Genomic DNA, 16,121 nt, shown 5'->3' with positions numbered 1-16,121 from the left:
AACGCCTCGGACCTGGCAGACATGTCCAAGCTGCTGGGCGAGACCGAGGGACGTCCGGTGCTGTCCGTCGACGAGATCCGCACCCTGAAGTTCGGTCAGGCGGTCATGATCGCCGGGTCGTCCCGCCCGATCGAGGCCCGGCTCACGCCGTTCTGGAAGCGCAGGGACGGCAAGCAGATCATGCGCGGAAGGCAGGAGACCGAGCAGCACATCAAGAAGTACAAGGAGCAAGCGGCGCGCCGTTGAGCAACCGGGCGGCAGCCGGACAGCGGTCGCCGCGGGCTATCGGCGCCGCGGACGGCGCTGCGGCGCCGGGACCCGCCGGTCCGGCGCCGGCCCTGGTTCGGTGAGGTAAGGACGCATCCTGATGGCGACGAAGACCATTGTCGTGACGGCGCTGCCCAGCAGCAGCACCTGTGTCCAGCCGTTGGTGGCGAGGGTGGCCAACGGGAACACCAGGGCCAGCAGCAGGCAGGCCCAGGCGACCAGGGTGGCGACCGCCAGCGTCCGGCGGGCGCGCAGCAGGAGCGGGTCGTCGGGCTCGACCCCGTGCAGCATCAGCCGGCGCACGGTCGAGCGGGCCAGGAGCATGACCAGCGCGCACACCCCACCGAGCAGGGTGGCCGCGACAAGCAGCGGAATGAACGCAACAAATGCGTTGACGCGGACGTCGCCCATGCTGTGACCTCATTCGTTTCCGGACGCTGAGCGACATGCTAAAGTAGCGCCTGCAAAACGCCCGCCTACGAACGGCAGGGAACGTTTCGTGACCAAAGAGTCGGCCCCACTCGGAGAAGAATTCCGGTTTCCCGTCCTGCAGCGTGTGCTTACGACCTACTTTCCTGGTCCTGGGCACGAGGAGGACCACTCAACGGAGTTCATCCGGCGTTACAAGCGCTTCGGTGAGAAGACCATCGAGTTCCGTGGCATCGAGGCGGAGCTGGAGGACGCCGTCAACCGCAATCCGACGATGGCGGCGATTGAGGTCAACTTCGCGCTCGGCCTGGACCTGTCCAAGGACGAGGTGCGCAAGCACCTGATGAACCTGTATGACCAGATCCACGAGGTGGGCGACTACGACCGCGAGGCGGTCAAGAAACAGCGTCCCGAGGGTGCCGAGCTGCTCCGCTCGTACTTCCTGGTCCCGGTCAGGCTTCCTGCCGCACTGACCCGGCGCAAGGGCTTCCCCAGCGAAATCCCGATCGGTGCGGTGTTCATCGTCGGGGTGCTCCTGCTCGTCATGAACCCCGTGCTGTACCGGCTGCTGCCCGCGGTGCTCCACCCGATCACCAACCTCATCACCGTCATCGGGCTGCTCACGACGGGGCTGTCGGCCTGGGCGATGTTCCAGCTCCGGCGGGAGGCGCTCCGCCCCGAGGCGACGGCCAAGGACAAGGAGAACGACGAGCCGCGAGCTCGCAGCCGGTGGGCCGCCTGGACCCGGTTCCGAGCCTGAGCCACGCAGACCGTCGCGCCAAGACGTCCAGGCCAGGCGGTTACGGAGTTGAGCGTGCCGTGAGGACGCACATCGCCCTTGCGACCCTGGAGTTGGTGACAGTTGAGTCTGGATTCCGAAGGCCAGCGGCTGACGGCCGCGCCCGTCCCGTTCCCGCCCCCGATGATGGTCACCGACGAGGACAGCACCTCGTCGGCGCGCTATCCGCTGCCGAGGTCGGCAAGCGACCCGATGCCGGACCGCCCGGTGAGCAACGAGCTGGAAGTTCTGCCGTCGCCGGTGCCTCGCCGCCGTCTCGGTGCCCGGCGGCGACTGCTCGCGTTCGTCGCGGTGGTCGTCGTGTCGGGGCTGGTGTATCTGGTCCCCCGCCTGACGCAGGATGGTTCAGGCGAGCGGGACACGGCGTCCCCCACGTCCTCGGCCGTGGTGGACTCGACGCCGGCGACCGTGCCGCAGATCGCACCCGAGGACGTCCGGTTGGCCGACGAACGCGTCGCGGTGACGCTGACCTGGCGCGATCAGACCGCCGGCGAGGCGGTGTTCTACGTCCTCGGCGCCCCGGCCGGGGGCACCCCGTCGACGCTCGCCAACGCCGCCCGGGGCACCACCACGGTGCGGGTCAACGGGTTGAACCCTGACGTCAACTACTGCTTCGTTCTTCTGGCTGTGCTGTCCGTCGACGAGATGGCCCCCTCCAACGAGGTCTGCACCAACCGGTTCGGCGGACCACTGCCGACCACCGCACCGTCTTCGCTGCTGCCCGGCAGCAAGCGGGGCGGGTAGGGGCCGCCCCCAGGCCGGACGCCGGGGCGGGCAGCGGACATCAGGGCCACCAGGCTGGGCGTGGATCGATCGGCCAGGTCAATCGACGCCTGATGCTGGTCCGCTGCCACAGGGCCCGGCGCAACGCACGCACCTCGTCGGCCACCCGGTCAGCGTCGCAAGCCGCGACCGCGGCGCCCCCGAACCCGATGGCGTTGACCGTGCCGGCCACGGCGCCGGCCCGCTTGCGCCATCCGCTGCCCAGCGCCGACCCGACAAGACCGGCCACCTCCTCGACGGTCAGCGTCGCGCTGGGCGCCCAGCCGGCCAGGCGCAACCCGTGGCGCAGTTCCACCCACGCGCCCAGAACCCGCGCCGCCGGGGCGCCGCGGCGGAGCCTGGCGATGCCGCGCCACCACCGGACGGCGACCAGGATCAGCATTGCCGACAGCATCGCGGACGCGAACGTCCGCAGGAGGAACCCGATCGGGCTGGCCGTGGCTGCATCGTCCGGCTCGTTCAGGTCAACGGCCGGATCGTCCAAGACGGGATTGCTCGGCTCGGCCGATTCCGGTTCGTCCGACGGCATCGGCTCCGGCGCCAGCGGAGCCGATGCCGCAGCGTCGGCCGTGGACCCCGCCGGGGTGGGATCGAAGGGCACCCAGCCCTGGCCGTCGAGGTAGATCTCGGGCCAGGCCAGCGCGTCGCCGGCCGTGATCCGGTAGCGGTTGCCGCCGACCGGCTTGCCCGGGCCGAAGCCGACAACGACCCGGGCCGGTATGCTCAACGCCCGCGCCAGCACGGCGAACGCGGTGGCGAACTGCTCAGAGGTGCCCCGGCCACCGTCGAGTCCGGCCGGCTCGAACAGGAACCGGTTCAGGCTCGGGTAGCCGTTGCCGCCCAGGGCCTTCGAGTCGAAGCGGTATTCGCCGCGCAGGTAGCTCTCCAACGCCTTGGCCTGCTGATACGGAGTGCCGGTGCCGGCGGCCCGCCGGGCGAGTTCGTTGAGCCGGCCGGGTGCGCCGGCCGGCAGTGACCGGTACGGGTCGTACTCCGCGGCGGCGGGCAGGCGGGCCAGGGCCAACCGGTCCGCCTGCCACACCGGGGGCTGCGCGGTGACGACGTAGCGCACTCCGGTGGTCAGGCCATCCGGTGCCGCGAGCGTGTCCGAGCCGATGTCGACCGCGACGCGCACGCCGTGCACCTCCCGGACCCCGTCCGGCACCGGCAACCAGCCGCCGGTCAGACCGGTGACGCCGACGGTCTGGCGCACCAGCGACGGGCCGGCGGCGGCCATGCTGGGCAACACCGAGCCCGCGGCCCGGTACGCCGGTGCGGGCAGCCAGGTCACCCCGGTGAACTCCGGCAGGGTCACCCAGCGCAGCCGGGTGGGCCGGTCGGTGGTCACCTCGAGCAGTGAGCGGTCCGGCTGCGCGGCCCACCCGGACAGCATGCTGAGCGGATTGATCCGCTGCGGGTTCTGGTACGGCGGAACCACATAGGTCCGCAGGTCGGGTGGGTACGTGGTGGCACCGGCGAGCAGGGCCGGTGCCATGACGGCCGTTGCGCCGCCGAGCAGCACCGACAGCGCCGCGGCGCCGAGTGCCGCCGCCCGGCCGAGGGGAACGTCACCGCCCTTGACCACCCCGAGCAGGAGGGCCAGCGCGGCGATCAGCACGGCCGTGCAGCCGTACGCCGGTGCCGGTGCCGGCCCGACGAACGCCAATGCCCCGACGAAGAGCAGCACCGGCGCCAACCCGGCCGACGCGGGACGGCGGGATGCCAGCAACGCGATCCCGGCCGAGGCCGCCAACCAGGTCGCGCAGAACGGCAGCGCCACAGTCTCCACCGTGGGCCGCACCGGCACCGCACTGGTCAGGATGCGGGCACCCGAGTGCACCAGGGCCTCGGCGCTCGCGGCCAACAACGAGCCGGCCGGCCGCGGCAACCACAGGCCGAGCCACAGGATGCCGGCACCCATCGCCATCAGGCTGCCGAACAGGGCAGCCGTCGAGGACTGCCGAGACGCACGCAGCAACCCTGTCACGGTTGCCCCACCGATCGCCGCGGCACACAGCAACCCGGGCATCGGGCCCGAGACGTAGATCGCGGTCACCGGCAGGGCCGCGCACACCGTGGCGGTCACGACGGCTGTACCCGCCGCGATCGTCGCCGGCTTCATCGCAGCATTCCGTTCCAGTGGTGCGCGAACTCGGCCGCTGTGGCAGCGAGGACCACGGTGACCTCGGCCGGCGGCGGTGCGGCCGTCGCGCCGAGGATCACCACGACGACCTGGGCGTACTCGTTGCGCACCGCGAGAACCGCGCGCAGGTCGGTGGCGGGCCCGGTGACGAACACCAGGGTCTCGCCGGGCTGCTCCGCGCGATGCAGCCGCAGCGTGGTGGGAAGGTCCACCCCGGCCACCAGTTGAACCTGGGCCAGCAGGTCGAGGCCGGCACCGGCCGCGGCCACCGAACTGGTCGCGGCCGACGCTCCGGAGGCCAGCCGCAGGACCACCGGCAGGCCGTCCCGGCCGGAGGCCACCAGAATGGATGCGGCGGCCTCGATGGCCTCCTCCACGGCGGAGGGGTCATCCACATAGGACTCGGCCCGGTCGTCGACGAGCAGGAGCAGCGCCGGCAGCGCGGTGTCGATGTGCTCGCGCACCATCAGTGCGCCGATGCGGGCGGAGGTGCGCCAGTGCACCTGACGCAGGTCGTCACCGATCTGATACTCACGCAGCGTGTGGAAGGTGATGCTGCCGTGCAGCGCCGTGTCCGCCACACCGTCAAGGCTGCGTGAGACCCCGGTCGGCACGCCCCGCAACGGGTGCCATCTCGGCCGCACCAGGAGCTGGGCGGTCCCGCCGATCGCCCGGTCGACGCCGCACAGCCCGAACAGGTCGCGCCGGGCCACCCGCACGGGCCCGACCGTCAGCAGGCCACGACGATCGGTGGGCAGCTCGTAGCCGGTCCGGGCCGGGACACCACCGCGCACGCGGATCGGTGGCACACCCATGATGCGAACACCGGCCGGTCCGCTGATCCGGTCGGTGACGGACAGCGTCCGGGTCCTGCGGGAGGCCGTGTGCAGGTCGATCAAGGCCCGGCAGAAATCGCCGCGACCGACCCGTTGCGGCTCCATGCGGCGGTCCACCTCCAGTCTCGGCGGCAGACCCGTCCAGCAGGCAGCGAGGAGGACAGCGAGCAGGCCCGCGCCGGCCACGGCGCCGAGTTCGCGGTAGCCGGCCGCGAGGCCGAGGATCAACAGGATCGCACTGGTCGCCAGCACGACCCATCCGCGTGCGGTCGGCATCAGCGGGCAGTGCTCACGGTCGGATGAGGGGCGGCGATCTCGTTGAGGATCTCGGCCACGACGGCGGCCTCGGTGCGTTCGCGCAATGCCACCTCTGGGCGCAGCAGCAGGCGATGCGCGCACACCGCCGGTGCGAGGCGTTTGATGTCCTCGGCCAGCACGTATGGACGTCCGGCGGCCAGCGCCGCGGCCCGCGCCGCCCGGATCAGGGCCACGCAGCCGCGCGGCGACAGTCCGAGCCGCAGGTCGGGGTGGTGGCGGGTGGCGACGGCGAAGCGGCGCACGTACGCATAGACGGCTTCGTGGACGTCGACCTGCGCGGCCAGGCCGGCCAGCCGGGCCACGTCCGCGGAACTGGCCGACTTCGGAAGCCGATCGAGAGAGCGGAACGACTCGCCGCGCATCACCTCGATCTCGCTGTCCTCGTCCGGATACCCCAGCGACAGTTTCATCAGGAACCGGTCGAGTTGCGCCTCAGGCAGCCGGTACGTGCCGGCCATCTCCACCGGATTCTGGGTGGCGCACACCAGGAACGGCCGGGGCACCGGATGGCGCAGACCGTCCACAGTGACGTGACGTTCCTCCATCACCTCCAGCAACGCCGCCTGTGTCTTGGGCGAGGCACGGTTGATCTCGTCGGCGACGACGATGTTCGCGAACACCGGCCCTGGGTGGAACTGGAACTGCCCGGAGCCCTGGTTGAAGATGGTCACCCCGGTGACGTCGGACGGCAGCAGATCCGGCGTGAACTGGATCCGCCGCGACTGGGCATCCACTGTGGCGGCGATCGCGCGGGCCAGGGTGGTCTTGCCGACGCCGGGCACGTCCTCGATCAGCAGGTGGCCCTCGGCGAACAGACCGATCAGCGCAAGCCGCACCACCTCGTCCTTGCCCAGCAGGACCGATGCGACGGAGTCGGCCACCCGGGCGAAGACGCCGGCGTAGTCGGCGACCTCTTTCTCGCTCAGCACTGTGGCACCGCACTCACCTTGTCGCCGTTGTCGAGGGTCGACCAGGTCCAGGGAATCCACAGGTCGTCGCTCATCTTCAGCCAGATGTCGCTGCGCTTGTTGTCGTTGTAGACGTAGGCGTACACCTCCCGGCCGGTCTTCTTGCAGGTGGCCGTGAACTTCGTGCCGGGCATCATGCGGTGGTCGATGTCCGTGTCCTTGAGCGCGCGGTACACGCCGATGCCGCCGGTCTCGACACAGTAGTTCTTGTCCGGATTGGTGGGGCGGTCCACACAGGTCACCTTCGCGCCGAACCCCTTCGGCGTGGTCCGGCTGGCAGAGGCTTTGTCGGAGCCCTCCGAGTTGGTCGCGGTCACCGTGACCGTGTACTTGGTGCCGGCCGACAGCCCGGTGAAGGTGGTGGTGCCGTCACACCCGGTCGCCTTCTTCCCGCTCGGCGCGATCGAGATCGCGCAGGTGGTCTTCGCCCCACCGTTGTTCACCTTGAACTTGACCGTCACCGAGGCGACGGTCGCGCTGGTGCTGCTGATGGTCACGCCGGGCAGGCCGACCGGCACCACGGCGTTGCTGGCCGGGCTCTGCCCACTCGATCTGCCCTCGGCGTCGACCGCCACAACGGTGAAGGTGTACGACGTGCCCAGCTTCAGCCCGCTGAACTCGGTGCTGGTGCCCGTCACCCGCTGCTCCGGATCCGCGCCGGCGACGCCCGCCCGCAACGGCGTGACCACGTACTCCCGGGCATCGCTCACGGCCGGCCAGGTCACGGTGACGTCGCTGCGCTTCGCCACCGCGGTCGGCCGGGCGGGCTTGGCCGGTGGGGTGCCGTCGACCGGCTTGACCGGGCCGGACAGCGCAGGCGGGCCTTGCCCGTAGCGGTTGACGGCGGTCACCCGGAACCGGTACTCCTTACCGTTGGTCAGCCCGCCCACCACCGTCTCGCGGATGTCTCCACCGACGGTCAACGAGCCGCCGGTCCAGGTCACGACGTAGCTCGTGACCGGCGCGTCGCCGGGCGCCGCGATGCCCCAGGTCAGCGTCACCTTCTCGTCACCGGCCAGCGCGGTCACCGGGGTCGGCGGGCCGGGTGGCGCTGTAGCCGGCGGAGGGACCGACGGTGACGACGTGGGTTGCCCGCCGTCGCCGTCGCCGTCGCCGTCGTCCTCTGGCGGGCTGCTGGTCTGTGCTGGGCCGCCGGTCTGCGCTGGCTTGCTGGTCTGCGCTGGCTTGCTGGTCTGCGCTGGGCTGCTGGCCTGCGCTGGCTTGCTGGTCTGCGCTGGCTTGCTGGTTTTCGGCGGGTTGCTGGTCGGCGGGTTGCTGCTCGGCGGTGGGCTGCTGGTCGGCGGCTCATCGCTTGTCCCGCCGTCAGTGGGTTGTGACGCCGTGACGGGAGGTTGCGTGCTGGGCACTCCGGTCGGGGTCGGGAAGACGGGCGCTGACCCGCTCTTGTCGACGATGTGCGTTTCGCCGCCTTCGTCGATGACCGACGCGACGGTGGCGTCCGGGGCATTGATGAACAGGTGCTTCTCACGCACCTCGAGTTCCATTTCGCCCTTGGCGGCCGGAATCGTGATCGTGCCCTGCGACCTGCCGTCGCTGCTGAACACCTGCACCGTGTGCTTGTCGTGGTCCGGGACGTAGATCCGGCCGGCAAACGGCACGGCCACCACCTCGGGCCCGTCCTTGCCGGCCAGCGGGAGGCGACGCACCGGACCACCTTTGCCGACATCCGCGATGGTGACCACGGACTGTGCGGCGGGAACGGTCACCGCGACGAGCGGACCCACGATCCGTTCGGGCACCAGAGCACTGATCAATGGCACCGGGGCGGTCATCCGGCGCGGCTCGTTGCCGATCACGGCGACGATGTCGCTTCCGCCCCGGTCCACTGCGAGCACGCCCTCGTCGAGGGCACTGACGGCGAGGTCGTGACCCGCCGCGGCGACCGGCACGGAGGTGCGCACCACCACCGTGTCGCCCTGGGTGCTCAGGCCGACCACCGTGCCGTGGCTCGGCACGCCCACCCACAGGACGCCCGACCCGTCGAACACCGAGCCGCCCACCAACGGGGCCGGCAGCTGCAGCGGCTCGCCCTTGGCCTGCAGGGTAGCCGGATCGATCGCGCGGACGGTGCCGCGGCTACGGTTGACCACGGCGGCCATCGAGCCGGACAGCGCCACCACGATGTCATCGGTCGTGCCGACCGCCAACGAGCCGGAGAAGCCCATCCGGGTCAGGTCCACGGACATGATCCGACCGGTGTCCTGGTTGTGCAGGAACAGGTACTGGTCGCTCTGACTCACCTCGACCTGGTGGCCGCGTGCGCCCGCCACGGGCTGGCGGAGGTCGACCTGGCCGGAGCTGACCCGGATCATCACGCCCTCGCCGCTGGTCCACAGCCAGGATTTGCCGTCGACCACATCGGGCGCCTGCCCGGTCGCGCCGAGTCCGAAGACCGTACCGCCCAGAGCTACCGCGACCGCGACAACCATGAACGCGGACGCGTTACGGCGGACCACAGTTCCGACCACGCCGAGCCATCTCACGTGACGACCTCCACCGGATCGGTGCAACTCGGGTCGGTCCAACGATTCCTCCTGGTTCCGGAACGGACGAGGCGGTGCCGGACACGGATCCGGCACCGCCTCGTCAAGTTTCGGGAGGGTCAGCGGCGCCACTTCTGGCTGGCGCTGCCGTTGCAGTCCCAGAGTTGGAGCTGCGCACCGTCTTGGGTGCTGTTTCCCTTGACATCGACACATTTGCCGCTCGGCGGATTCACCAGCTCACCGGACGCGGTCAGCTTGAATTGCGTTGCCGGGCTGGTGTTGCACCGCACGGTCTGGATTCTCGTCCCGTTCGCGGTGTTGTTGTGCGCCACGTCCAGGCACAGGCCCATCGACCGCAACGTCCCGTCGGATTCGAAGGTCCACTTCTGGCCCGCCATGGGATAGCACTGCCAGATCTGCACGTACTGCCCGTCGACCGGGTTGCTGCGGGGGATGTCGAGGCATTTCTGGCTGGCGACGTTGACGATGACACCGTTGCCGCCAGGGGCCGCCGTGGCCGGCCCGCCCTTGCCCGGCGTGGCGGCGGCGCTGGTGGGTGCGGCGGTGCTCTTGCCCGGGGAGGCCGAAGCGCTGGGGCCGGGTGACGCCGCGGTGGTCTCGGACGGTTCGGTCGTCGGGTCCGGGTCGGCGTCGCGTGCGCCCGGCGTGGCGTAGGCCCGGACGTAGTCCACGACCATCATCTGCGGGAAAGGCGTGCCGCCGTCCGGGGAGCCCGGCAACTGTCCACCGACGGCGAAGTTCAGCAGGATGTAGAACGGGTGGTCGAAGACCCAGCGGTTGCCGCGGAGGTCTGCCGCGGTCTTGCGGGAGTACACCACGTTGTCGACCGACCAGGTGATCGAGTCAGCGGTCCAGTCGACCGCGAAGAGGTGGAAGTCGTCGCCGAAGACCGCGCCGTTCGGCAGGTCGTACGCGGCGCCCACGCCGCCGCCCCCGTTGTACCCGGGGCCGTGGATGGTGCCCAGAGCCTGACCGGGCTTCGAGCCGACGTACTCCACGACGTCGATCTCGCCGCTCTCGGGCCAGTCAACCTCGTCGATGTTGTTGCCCAGCATGAACATCGACGGCCAGATGCCCTTGCCGCCGACGGGGAACTTCGTGCGCATCTCGAAGCGGCCGTACCGCTGCTCGAAGAGCTTCTTGGTGAAAATCCTGGCGGACGTGTACGCGCACTTGCCGTTCCAGCAGTCGTACCCGGCCGGGTTCTCCTTGCGCGCCGTGATGACGAGGTTGCCCTTGCCGTCCATGGACGCGTTGCTCGGACTGTCGGTGTAGTACTGCAGCTCCTGGTTGCCCCAGCCGCCGCCGCCGATGGCGAACACCCACTTCGCGGCGTCCGGTGACGTGCCGGCCGGCCCGTTGAACTCGTCCGACCAGCTGACCTGGTTCTCCACCGCGACGGTCTGCGGGGTGCCGCCGCCGGGCGGGGCGTCGTCCGTCGAGACCGCCAGCGCGACCCCGGCCGCGAGCACGACACCGGCCGCCACCAGGGCAGTCCCACGGCCGTGCCACCAGCCGGGTCGCAGCCGGCCCTGCCTGTGCCGGGGGCGCTCCACGTCTTCGACCTGATGTGCGTTGACCATCGCGGACCTTCTATCGCCGTCGCGCAACGACATCCTCATCCCTACTTCGAATTTCGGCGCCGACTTTTCAGCTCTGATCCGGCCGCCTCCACCACTACGCTGGCTTTTCGCGCACCATCATGATCGGCGACTGTAATCGTCTGATTATTAGGGTCAGGGCAAGGGCGGTCAAGGCGTCGCGCATTGATGTGACCTCAGTGAGAAAGTGCCGGCTGCTTCTGGACGATACGCGTCTTGCGTCCAATACAGACAGTGCTGGAAGAGGCCGGGATCCTCGGTGGGCAGGCCGGCGGCACTGCGCTCGCCGCTGCCGGTCGCCAGGCCGCAGGCGCGGGGCACCGGCCGAGTTCCGGTGCTGACCACGCTGTGGCGGCTCCTGGTCCGCGTCGACGCCTCCACGTTCGGCCGCGCTGACCGATTGGGCCGCGCTCCCGCCTGCCCGCACCCGAGCCGGCCCAGGAGGCGGACCGTCGCCGTCGACGACAAGGTCCAGCGCGGCGCCCGGCTGCCGGCAGGTCCACCAGCTTCGGCCTCCGGCGCCACCGGCGGCGTGGTCCACACGAAGGTGGTCGGACGCTGCATGACCTGAATGCAGGAGTGGTATTTGGCGAGGCTTTCTGCAGCTCAACCCCGGTGCGGTCATACCGGTGGGTAACCCATTCCCGTGGCGCTGACGGTGATGTCGAGTTCGGTGTCCGGTGCGCCGGTGGAGTTGACGTCGGACGATTCGAGTCGCAGTTGAAGGGTCGGCGGTCAGGCACGGCAGCGAGGTCGGCAGCCGGCCGAGGTACTCGGAGCCGGGGGTCGCCTCAGGCAACGGCCGGTCGCCGGCAGGGCGGTGCGGGCGGCGAGTTGCCGGATGGTGTCGCCCGTCCTGACCGGCCCCGTTCGGTTGGCGAGGGAGGAGGTTTTGGCGTTTCCTGGTCGGGTGACCTATCCATGGCTTGATGCGCCGGCTGCCGCGGTGTCCGGCACGGCGCGGTCCCTGCTCGGCTGGCGGGTGACCGCGAACGGCGTGACGGTCCGGCTGACGGAGGTCGAGGCGTACGCGGGTACCGGCGAGGACCCCGCGTCCCACGCCCACCGTGGACCGACCCCGCGCACTGAGATCATGTTCGGGCCAGCAGGCCGCGCCTACCTCTACTTCGTGTTCGGGGTTCACTGGTGCTTGAACATCGTCTGCGGGCGCGAGGGCGAAGCTGCGGCGGTCCTGCTGCGTGCCGGTGAGGTGGTTGAAGGCGTCGACCTGGCGCTCAGCCGGCGCGGCAGTGTCCCGACCCGGGATCTGGCCCGGGGGCCGGCTCTGCTGGTCGTCTCGCTCGGCGTCGGGCGCGAGGCGTACGGCACTTCCATGATCGACGGCACCGGGCCGCTGACGCTCGCGCCACCGCTCGAGCCGGTGCTGCCAGAGGCGGTCGAGGCGGGGCCGCGGGTCGGGGTTGCGAGCGCCCACGACGTGCCGTGGCGCTTCTGGATCACCGGCGACCCGACGGTCAGCGCCTACCGCCGCCACGTGCCGAGAGGGGCCGTCCGGGGCGCGGTGAGCCGCAGGCAGTGACCGGCGTGCCGCCTGCCCTTGCGATGGCCGGTCGCGGCCGGTCAGGGCTTTCGGGGTGTCAGGGCACCGCGGGCGTCAGGGGCGGGAGCGGCGGTACACGGTGCCGACGGGGCGCTGGGGTGGCAGCGGCCGGACCGGAGGGCGGGTGTGCGCGCCGCCCGGGTTGCGGGGCAGGCCGTCGAGCAGGTCGTCGAGGCGCTTCACCATCGGGTCGTCGACGTCCGTGGTGTAGTCCTCGGGGCGGGTCTGGTCGACGCCCGCGGGGACCTTCGCCAGCCGGAGGACCACGGTGCCGGCCACCGCCACGAGCAGGTTGGCGAGCAGGGCGATGAGGCCGACGTACACCATGACGCCGCCACCGAACGACCAGCTGGAGCCGCCGAAGTGCGCCTTGACCACGACACCGCCGGGGCCGAGCTGGGGGATGCGGTAGAGCAGGGCGACGGCGACGACCAGCCCGGTGACCAGGCCGGCGATGAGGGCGGCGCGGTGGAACCACGCGGTCGTCAGGCCGAACATCACCGCCGGGATCGTCTGCAGGATGACGGCACCGCCGATGAGCTGCAGCTCCGCGGAGTACGCGGGGTCCAGCAGCAGGATCACCGCGACCGCGCCGAACTTCACGACCAGCGACGCCCACCGGCTGACCCGGGCCTCCTCGGCGGGGCCGGCGTCGGGGCGCAGGTACTGCCGGTAGATGGAGCGGGTGAACGCGTTCGCCGCGGCGATCGACATGACCGCGGCCGGGATGAGGGCGGCGACGCCGAGGGTGGCGTAGGCGATGCCCGCGGACCAGCCGGGCAGCAGGTTGTGGAACAGCTGCGGGGTCACCGTGTTGAGGTCGCGGCCGATGGGCACGACCCCGTTGGCGACGGCGAACAGGCCGAGCATCCCCATCAGGCCCAGGGCGAGGCAGTACACGGGAAGGGCGGCGGTGTTGCGCTGCACCGTGGAGCGGTCCCGGGCGGCGATGATGGCGATCACCGCGTGCGGGTACGCGAAGATCGACAGCGCCGAGCCGACGACCATCGTCAGGTAGCCGACCTGGCCGGCGTCGCTGAGCAGCAGCCCGTCCGCCGGCGACGGCGTGCGCGCGAAGTGGTCGGCCGCCAGCCGGAACGTGGTGCCCCAGCCGCCGGACATGGCGACGATCAGTACTCCCGACACCACGACCCACACGAGCAGGATGTCCTTGGCGATCGACAGCAGCGCCGGGGCCCGCAGCCCGGAGCGGAACGTGCTGACCGAGACCAGGCCGACGGCCACCAGCAGCGGCCACTCGCCGGCCACGCCGAGCGTCTTGAACACCGCCTGCAGCGAGAGCAGCTGCACCGACACGTACGGCATCGTCGCCACGATCCCGGTGACGGCGACCAGCGCCGACAGCCCCGGCGAGCCGAACCGCGCCCCGGCCATCTCACCCGGCGTCACGAACCCGTGCCGGTGCGACACCGACCACGCGCGGGCCGACATGATGAACGCGATCGGGGTCGTCGCGATCGCGAACGGCACCGCGAAGAACCCCAGCGCCCCGACGCCGTAGGTCAGGGCGGGCACCGCGACGAACGTGTAGGCGGTGTACATGCTGCCGCCGAGCAGGAACCAGGTGACCCAGCTGCCGAACGCCCGCCCGCCGACCCCCCACTCCTCCAGGCTGTGGATGCTCTGCGGCTGCCGCCACCGCGCCGCGGCGAAGCCGAGCACCAGCATCACGCCCATGAGCACCGCGAACACCGCGAGCTCCACGTCCCGGTCGCTCATCGCCGCGTCCCGAGGTAGACGATCGAGATCACGACGGTCGCGAGGGCCGCGCAGGCCAGCTGGTACCAGTAGAAGAACGGCACCCCGAGCAGCTGCGGGTCGAGGCGGTTGTACAGGGGCACGACCAGAGGCGCGACGGTCGGGACCACCAGCAGCCAGTACAGGGGGCGGCGGCGCTGATCAGGCTGGGGCATCGCTTGATAACAGTGCGCGATCACCGGGATTGCAAAGACGAAAAGTCATCGACCCCATAGGCGCGCAGCATCGTCTCGAGCCGCCGCGCCGCCGGCGACAGGTGCTGCGGCTGGCTGACCACGCCGACCTCCACGCACACCGGCGGGTCGGACCGCCGCAGGACCGCCCCGGCCCCGGCGGCCCGCCGCGCGTAGCCGCCCGCGACGACCGCCCCGGCACCGGCGATCAGCAGCGGCACGACCGCCTCGCTGTGGCGGGTCCGGATGTCGCTGCCCTCGATCCGGTACCGCTCCTGCCGGCCGATCGGCTCGACCCGCACCGCGGGGTGCTCGACCGGCAGGTACGTGACCCCGAGCTCGCACCGCCCGTCGACCACGTGCCGCACCAGGTCGTCCTCGTCCCGCGGCCCGTGCACCCGCACCGGCACCCCCGGATGCTGCCGCCGGAACGCCGCGATCGCCGGCGCCACGTCCACCGCGAGCGGGTCCAGCACCGCGACGTCGAGCCAGCCTGCCGCCAGCCCCACCACGCACCCGACCGCGGCCCGCGCGTCGGCCAGGTCGCTCAGCACCTTCCGCGCCGGGTCGAGCAGCGCCTTGCCCGCCGCCGTCAACGCCAGCGGCCGCTGCCGCCGGTCGAACAGCTCCACGGCCATCTCCCGCTCGAGCGCCCGGATCGACTGCGACAGCGACGGCTGCGCCACGTGCAACGCGGCCGCCGCCGCGGTGACGCTGCCGTGCTCGGCGACCGCCACGAAGTACTCCAGCCTGCGCAGGTCCATGCCCCGGTCACCCCGTGCGCAGCGCGTGGTCGATGAACGCCCGGGCCGGGCCGGAAAGCTCTCCGGAGCGGTGGACCAGCCCGTACGGCAGCCGCAACGCCGGCGCCAGCCGCCTGACCACCGCCCCGCGCGCGGCGGCCTCGTGTGCGGCGGCGGCGGGCATGAACGCGGCCCCGACCCCGGCGATGACGAGGTCGGTGATGAGGTCCCGCTGGCCGCTCTCGACCACGACCCTGGTCCTGACCCCGGCCGCCCGCAGCGCCGACTCGACCAGCAGCCGCGACGCGCTGCCCCGCGGCACCCCGAGCAGCTCCAGCCCCGCCAGATCCGTGAGCCGCACAACATCCATGCCGGTGTCGCTGCCGGTGTCGCTGCCGGCGGCGGACGGTGGGACGCGGGTGGCGGGGCGGGAGGCGTGCGGCGGCGGGAACACGAGCACGAGGTCGTGCGCGCCGAGCGGCACCTCGCACAGCCCCAGCCGGGCCGCCGGCAGGTGGACCAGGCCGAGCTCGCTCACCCCGTCGCGGACCCTGGCCAGCAGCGCCTCGTCGGTGTCGCGGTCCAGGTTGACCGACACGCCCGGGCGCGCCCGCAGGAAGCCGCCGACCAGCCCGGCGCCCGGGTGCGCCCCGAGCGGCGCCGACGCCACGATCTCGAGGCTGTCGTGCCCGGGCCGCCCGCCGACAGCCCCGCCGGCCACGGCGACGTCGCGGATCAGCACCCGGGCCGGCCCGAGGAACGCCCGCCCGGCCGCGGACAGTGTCACCCCGTGCGACGCCCGGTGGAACAGGGCGGTGCCGAGGTCGCGCTCCAGGGCCTTCACCGACTGCGACATGGTCGGCTGGGCGACGTTGAGCGCGGTCGCCGCCCTGCCGAACCCACCGTGCTCCACCACGGCGAGGAAGTACCTGATCTGCCGGGTGTCCACGGGTCACACGTCTTTCAGCACGCTTCGTGCAGAAATCATGTCGACAGTGTTACGCGCGTGTGCCGAACGTGTCCAGGATCTCCTCGCGGGTCTGCACCCGGAACCGCTACCAGCACGCCTCGCGCTGCGGGACCCGGTCCGCGTCCGGCCGGCGGATCGTCGCGGTGAGCGGTGGCAGCCGGTACTCGGCGTCGGTCACGTGCTCGCCCCATTCCGTGCCGGCGCCGTCCGGTCCGGTCTCGTGGGC

General features: G+C 71.4%; 14 protein-coding genes and 1 pseudogene. 5 read left to right on the top strand and 10 right to left on the bottom strand.

The features are described 5' to 3' along the window. Positions 1–246: pseudogene (locus AB0H83_RS50065) on the top strand (hypothetical protein); the annotation flags it as partial. A 36-nt stretch (positions 247–282) separates the two neighbouring features. On the opposite strand, the gene AB0H83_RS50060 reads toward AB0H83_RS50065, so the two are convergent. Further along, on the bottom strand, positions 283–678 hold the full coding sequence (locus tag AB0H83_RS50060) for a hypothetical protein (protein ID WP_360110515.1): 396 nt from the start codon (positions 676–678) through the stop codon (positions 283–285). Between the two features lie 145 nt (positions 679–823). Here AB0H83_RS50060 and AB0H83_RS50055 point away from each other — a divergent pair, with 145 nt between their 5' ends. Both AB0H83_RS50055 and AB0H83_RS50050 read left to right on the top strand, forming a co-directional pair. Next, positions 824–1,456 carry a hypothetical protein gene (locus tag AB0H83_RS50055; RefSeq protein ID WP_360110512.1) on the top strand — a complete coding sequence of 211 codons (633 nt, stop codon included), beginning with the start codon at positions 824–826 and terminating at the stop codon, positions 1,454–1,456. Positions 1,457–1,558: 102 nt separating this feature from the next. After that, entirely contained in the window at positions 1,559–2,239 is a 681-nt protein-coding gene (locus tag AB0H83_RS50050; protein WP_360110509.1) for a fibronectin type III domain-containing protein, read from the top strand. Between the two features lie 40 nt (positions 2,240–2,279). Here the strand turns inward: AB0H83_RS50050 and AB0H83_RS50045 are convergent, their stop codons facing one another. The 5 genes from AB0H83_RS50045 to AB0H83_RS50025 form a co-directional block, all read right to left on the bottom strand. Continuing rightward, positions 2,280–4,400 carry a transglutaminase domain-containing protein gene (locus AB0H83_RS50045; protein ID WP_360110506.1) on the bottom strand — a complete coding sequence of 707 codons (2,121 nt, stop codon included), beginning with the start codon at positions 4,398–4,400 and terminating at the stop codon, positions 2,280–2,282. Beyond that, a complete protein-coding gene (locus tag AB0H83_RS50040; protein WP_360110503.1) occupies positions 4,397–5,509 on the bottom strand; it encodes a DUF58 domain-containing protein in 1,113 nt (370 codons plus the stop codon). The genes AB0H83_RS50045 and AB0H83_RS50040 overlap by 4 nt, the downstream gene beginning before the upstream one ends. A 23-nt stretch (positions 5,510–5,532) precedes the next feature. Further along, a complete protein-coding gene (locus AB0H83_RS50035; protein WP_360110500.1) occupies positions 5,533–6,504 on the bottom strand; it encodes an AAA family ATPase in 972 nt (323 codons plus the stop codon). Next, positions 6,498–9,032 (bottom strand): fibronectin type III domain-containing protein, encoded by a 2,535-nt coding sequence (locus AB0H83_RS50030; RefSeq protein ID WP_360110497.1) that lies wholly within the window; start codon positions 9,030–9,032, stop codon positions 6,498–6,500. Before AB0H83_RS50030 ends, AB0H83_RS50035 begins: the two co-directional genes overlap by 7 nt. 134 nt (positions 9,033–9,166) lie before the next feature. Further along, positions 9,167–10,651 carry a ricin-type beta-trefoil lectin domain protein gene (locus AB0H83_RS50025; RefSeq protein WP_360110494.1) on the bottom strand — a complete coding sequence of 495 codons (1,485 nt, stop codon included), beginning with the start codon at positions 10,649–10,651 and terminating at the stop codon, positions 9,167–9,169. A gap of 277 nt (positions 10,652–10,928) precedes the next feature. Here AB0H83_RS50025 and AB0H83_RS50020 point away from each other — a divergent pair, with 277 nt between their 5' ends. Then, positions 10,929–11,240 (top strand): hypothetical protein, encoded by a 312-nt coding sequence (locus AB0H83_RS50020; protein ID WP_360110491.1) that lies wholly within the window; start codon positions 10,929–10,931, stop codon positions 11,238–11,240. Positions 11,241–11,579: 339 nt separating this feature from the next. Beyond that, entirely contained in the window at positions 11,580–12,209 is a 630-nt protein-coding gene (locus tag AB0H83_RS50015; protein ID WP_360110488.1) for a DNA-3-methyladenine glycosylase, read from the top strand. A gap of 75 nt (positions 12,210–12,284) precedes the next feature. Here AB0H83_RS50015 and AB0H83_RS50010 read toward each other — a convergent pair whose 3' ends face one another. The 4 genes from AB0H83_RS50010 to AB0H83_RS49995 are packed head-to-tail and all read right to left on the bottom strand — an operon-like array spanning position 12,285 to position 15,874. After that, complete coding sequence (locus AB0H83_RS50010; protein ID WP_360110485.1) at positions 12,285–13,970, bottom strand: sodium:solute symporter family protein; 1,686 nt, start codon at positions 13,968–13,970, stop codon at positions 12,285–12,287. After that, positions 13,967–14,164: a DUF3311 domain-containing protein gene (locus AB0H83_RS50005; RefSeq protein ID WP_360110482.1), complete on the bottom strand. Its 198-nt coding sequence runs from the start codon at positions 14,162–14,164 to the stop codon at positions 13,967–13,969. The genes AB0H83_RS50010 and AB0H83_RS50005 overlap by 4 nt, the downstream gene beginning before the upstream one ends. Positions 14,165–14,184: 20 nt before the next feature. Next, positions 14,185–14,946 carry a LysR family transcriptional regulator gene (locus tag AB0H83_RS50000; RefSeq protein ID WP_360110479.1) on the bottom strand — a complete coding sequence of 254 codons (762 nt, stop codon included), beginning with the start codon at positions 14,944–14,946 and terminating at the stop codon, positions 14,185–14,187. 7 nt (positions 14,947–14,953) lie between these two features. Then, a complete protein-coding gene (locus AB0H83_RS49995; protein WP_360110476.1) occupies positions 14,954–15,874 on the bottom strand; it encodes a LysR family transcriptional regulator in 921 nt (306 codons plus the stop codon). Positions 15,875–16,121: the final 247 nt, after the last annotated feature.

The sequence above is a fragment of the Dactylosporangium sp. NPDC050688 genome (assembly GCF_040654515.1).
Lineage (GTDB): Bacteria > Actinomycetota > Actinomycetes > Mycobacteriales > Micromonosporaceae > Dactylosporangium.
The sequence above is the reverse complement of the archived record's forward strand: the minus strand, read 5'-3'. Positions and strand labels throughout refer to the sequence as shown.

What these genes read in the sequence shown, in the direction of transcription:
- AB0H83_RS50010 (WP_360110485.1), bottom strand. Translation starts at nt 13,970, where the DNA reads ATGAGCGACCGGGACGTGGAGCTCGCGGTGTTCGCGGTGCTCATGGGC.
- AB0H83_RS50025 (WP_360110494.1), bottom strand. Translation starts at nt 10,651, where the DNA reads ATGGTCAACGCACATCAGGTCGAAGACGTGGAGCGCCCCCGGCACAGG.
- AB0H83_RS50005 (WP_360110482.1), bottom strand. Translation starts at nt 14,164, where the DNA reads ATGCCCCAGCCTGATCAGCGCCGCCGCCCCCTGTACTGGCTGCTGGTG.
- AB0H83_RS50000 (WP_360110479.1), bottom strand. Translation starts at nt 14,946, where the DNA reads ATGGACCTGCGCAGGCTGGAGTACTTCGTGGCGGTCGCCGAGCACGGC.
- AB0H83_RS50060 (WP_360110515.1), bottom strand. Translation starts at nt 678, where the DNA reads ATGGGCGACGTCCGCGTCAACGCATTTGTTGCGTTCATTCCGCTGCTT.
- AB0H83_RS50045 (WP_360110506.1), bottom strand. Translation starts at nt 4,400, where the DNA reads ATGAAGCCGGCGACGATCGCGGCGGGTACAGCCGTCGTGACCGCCACG.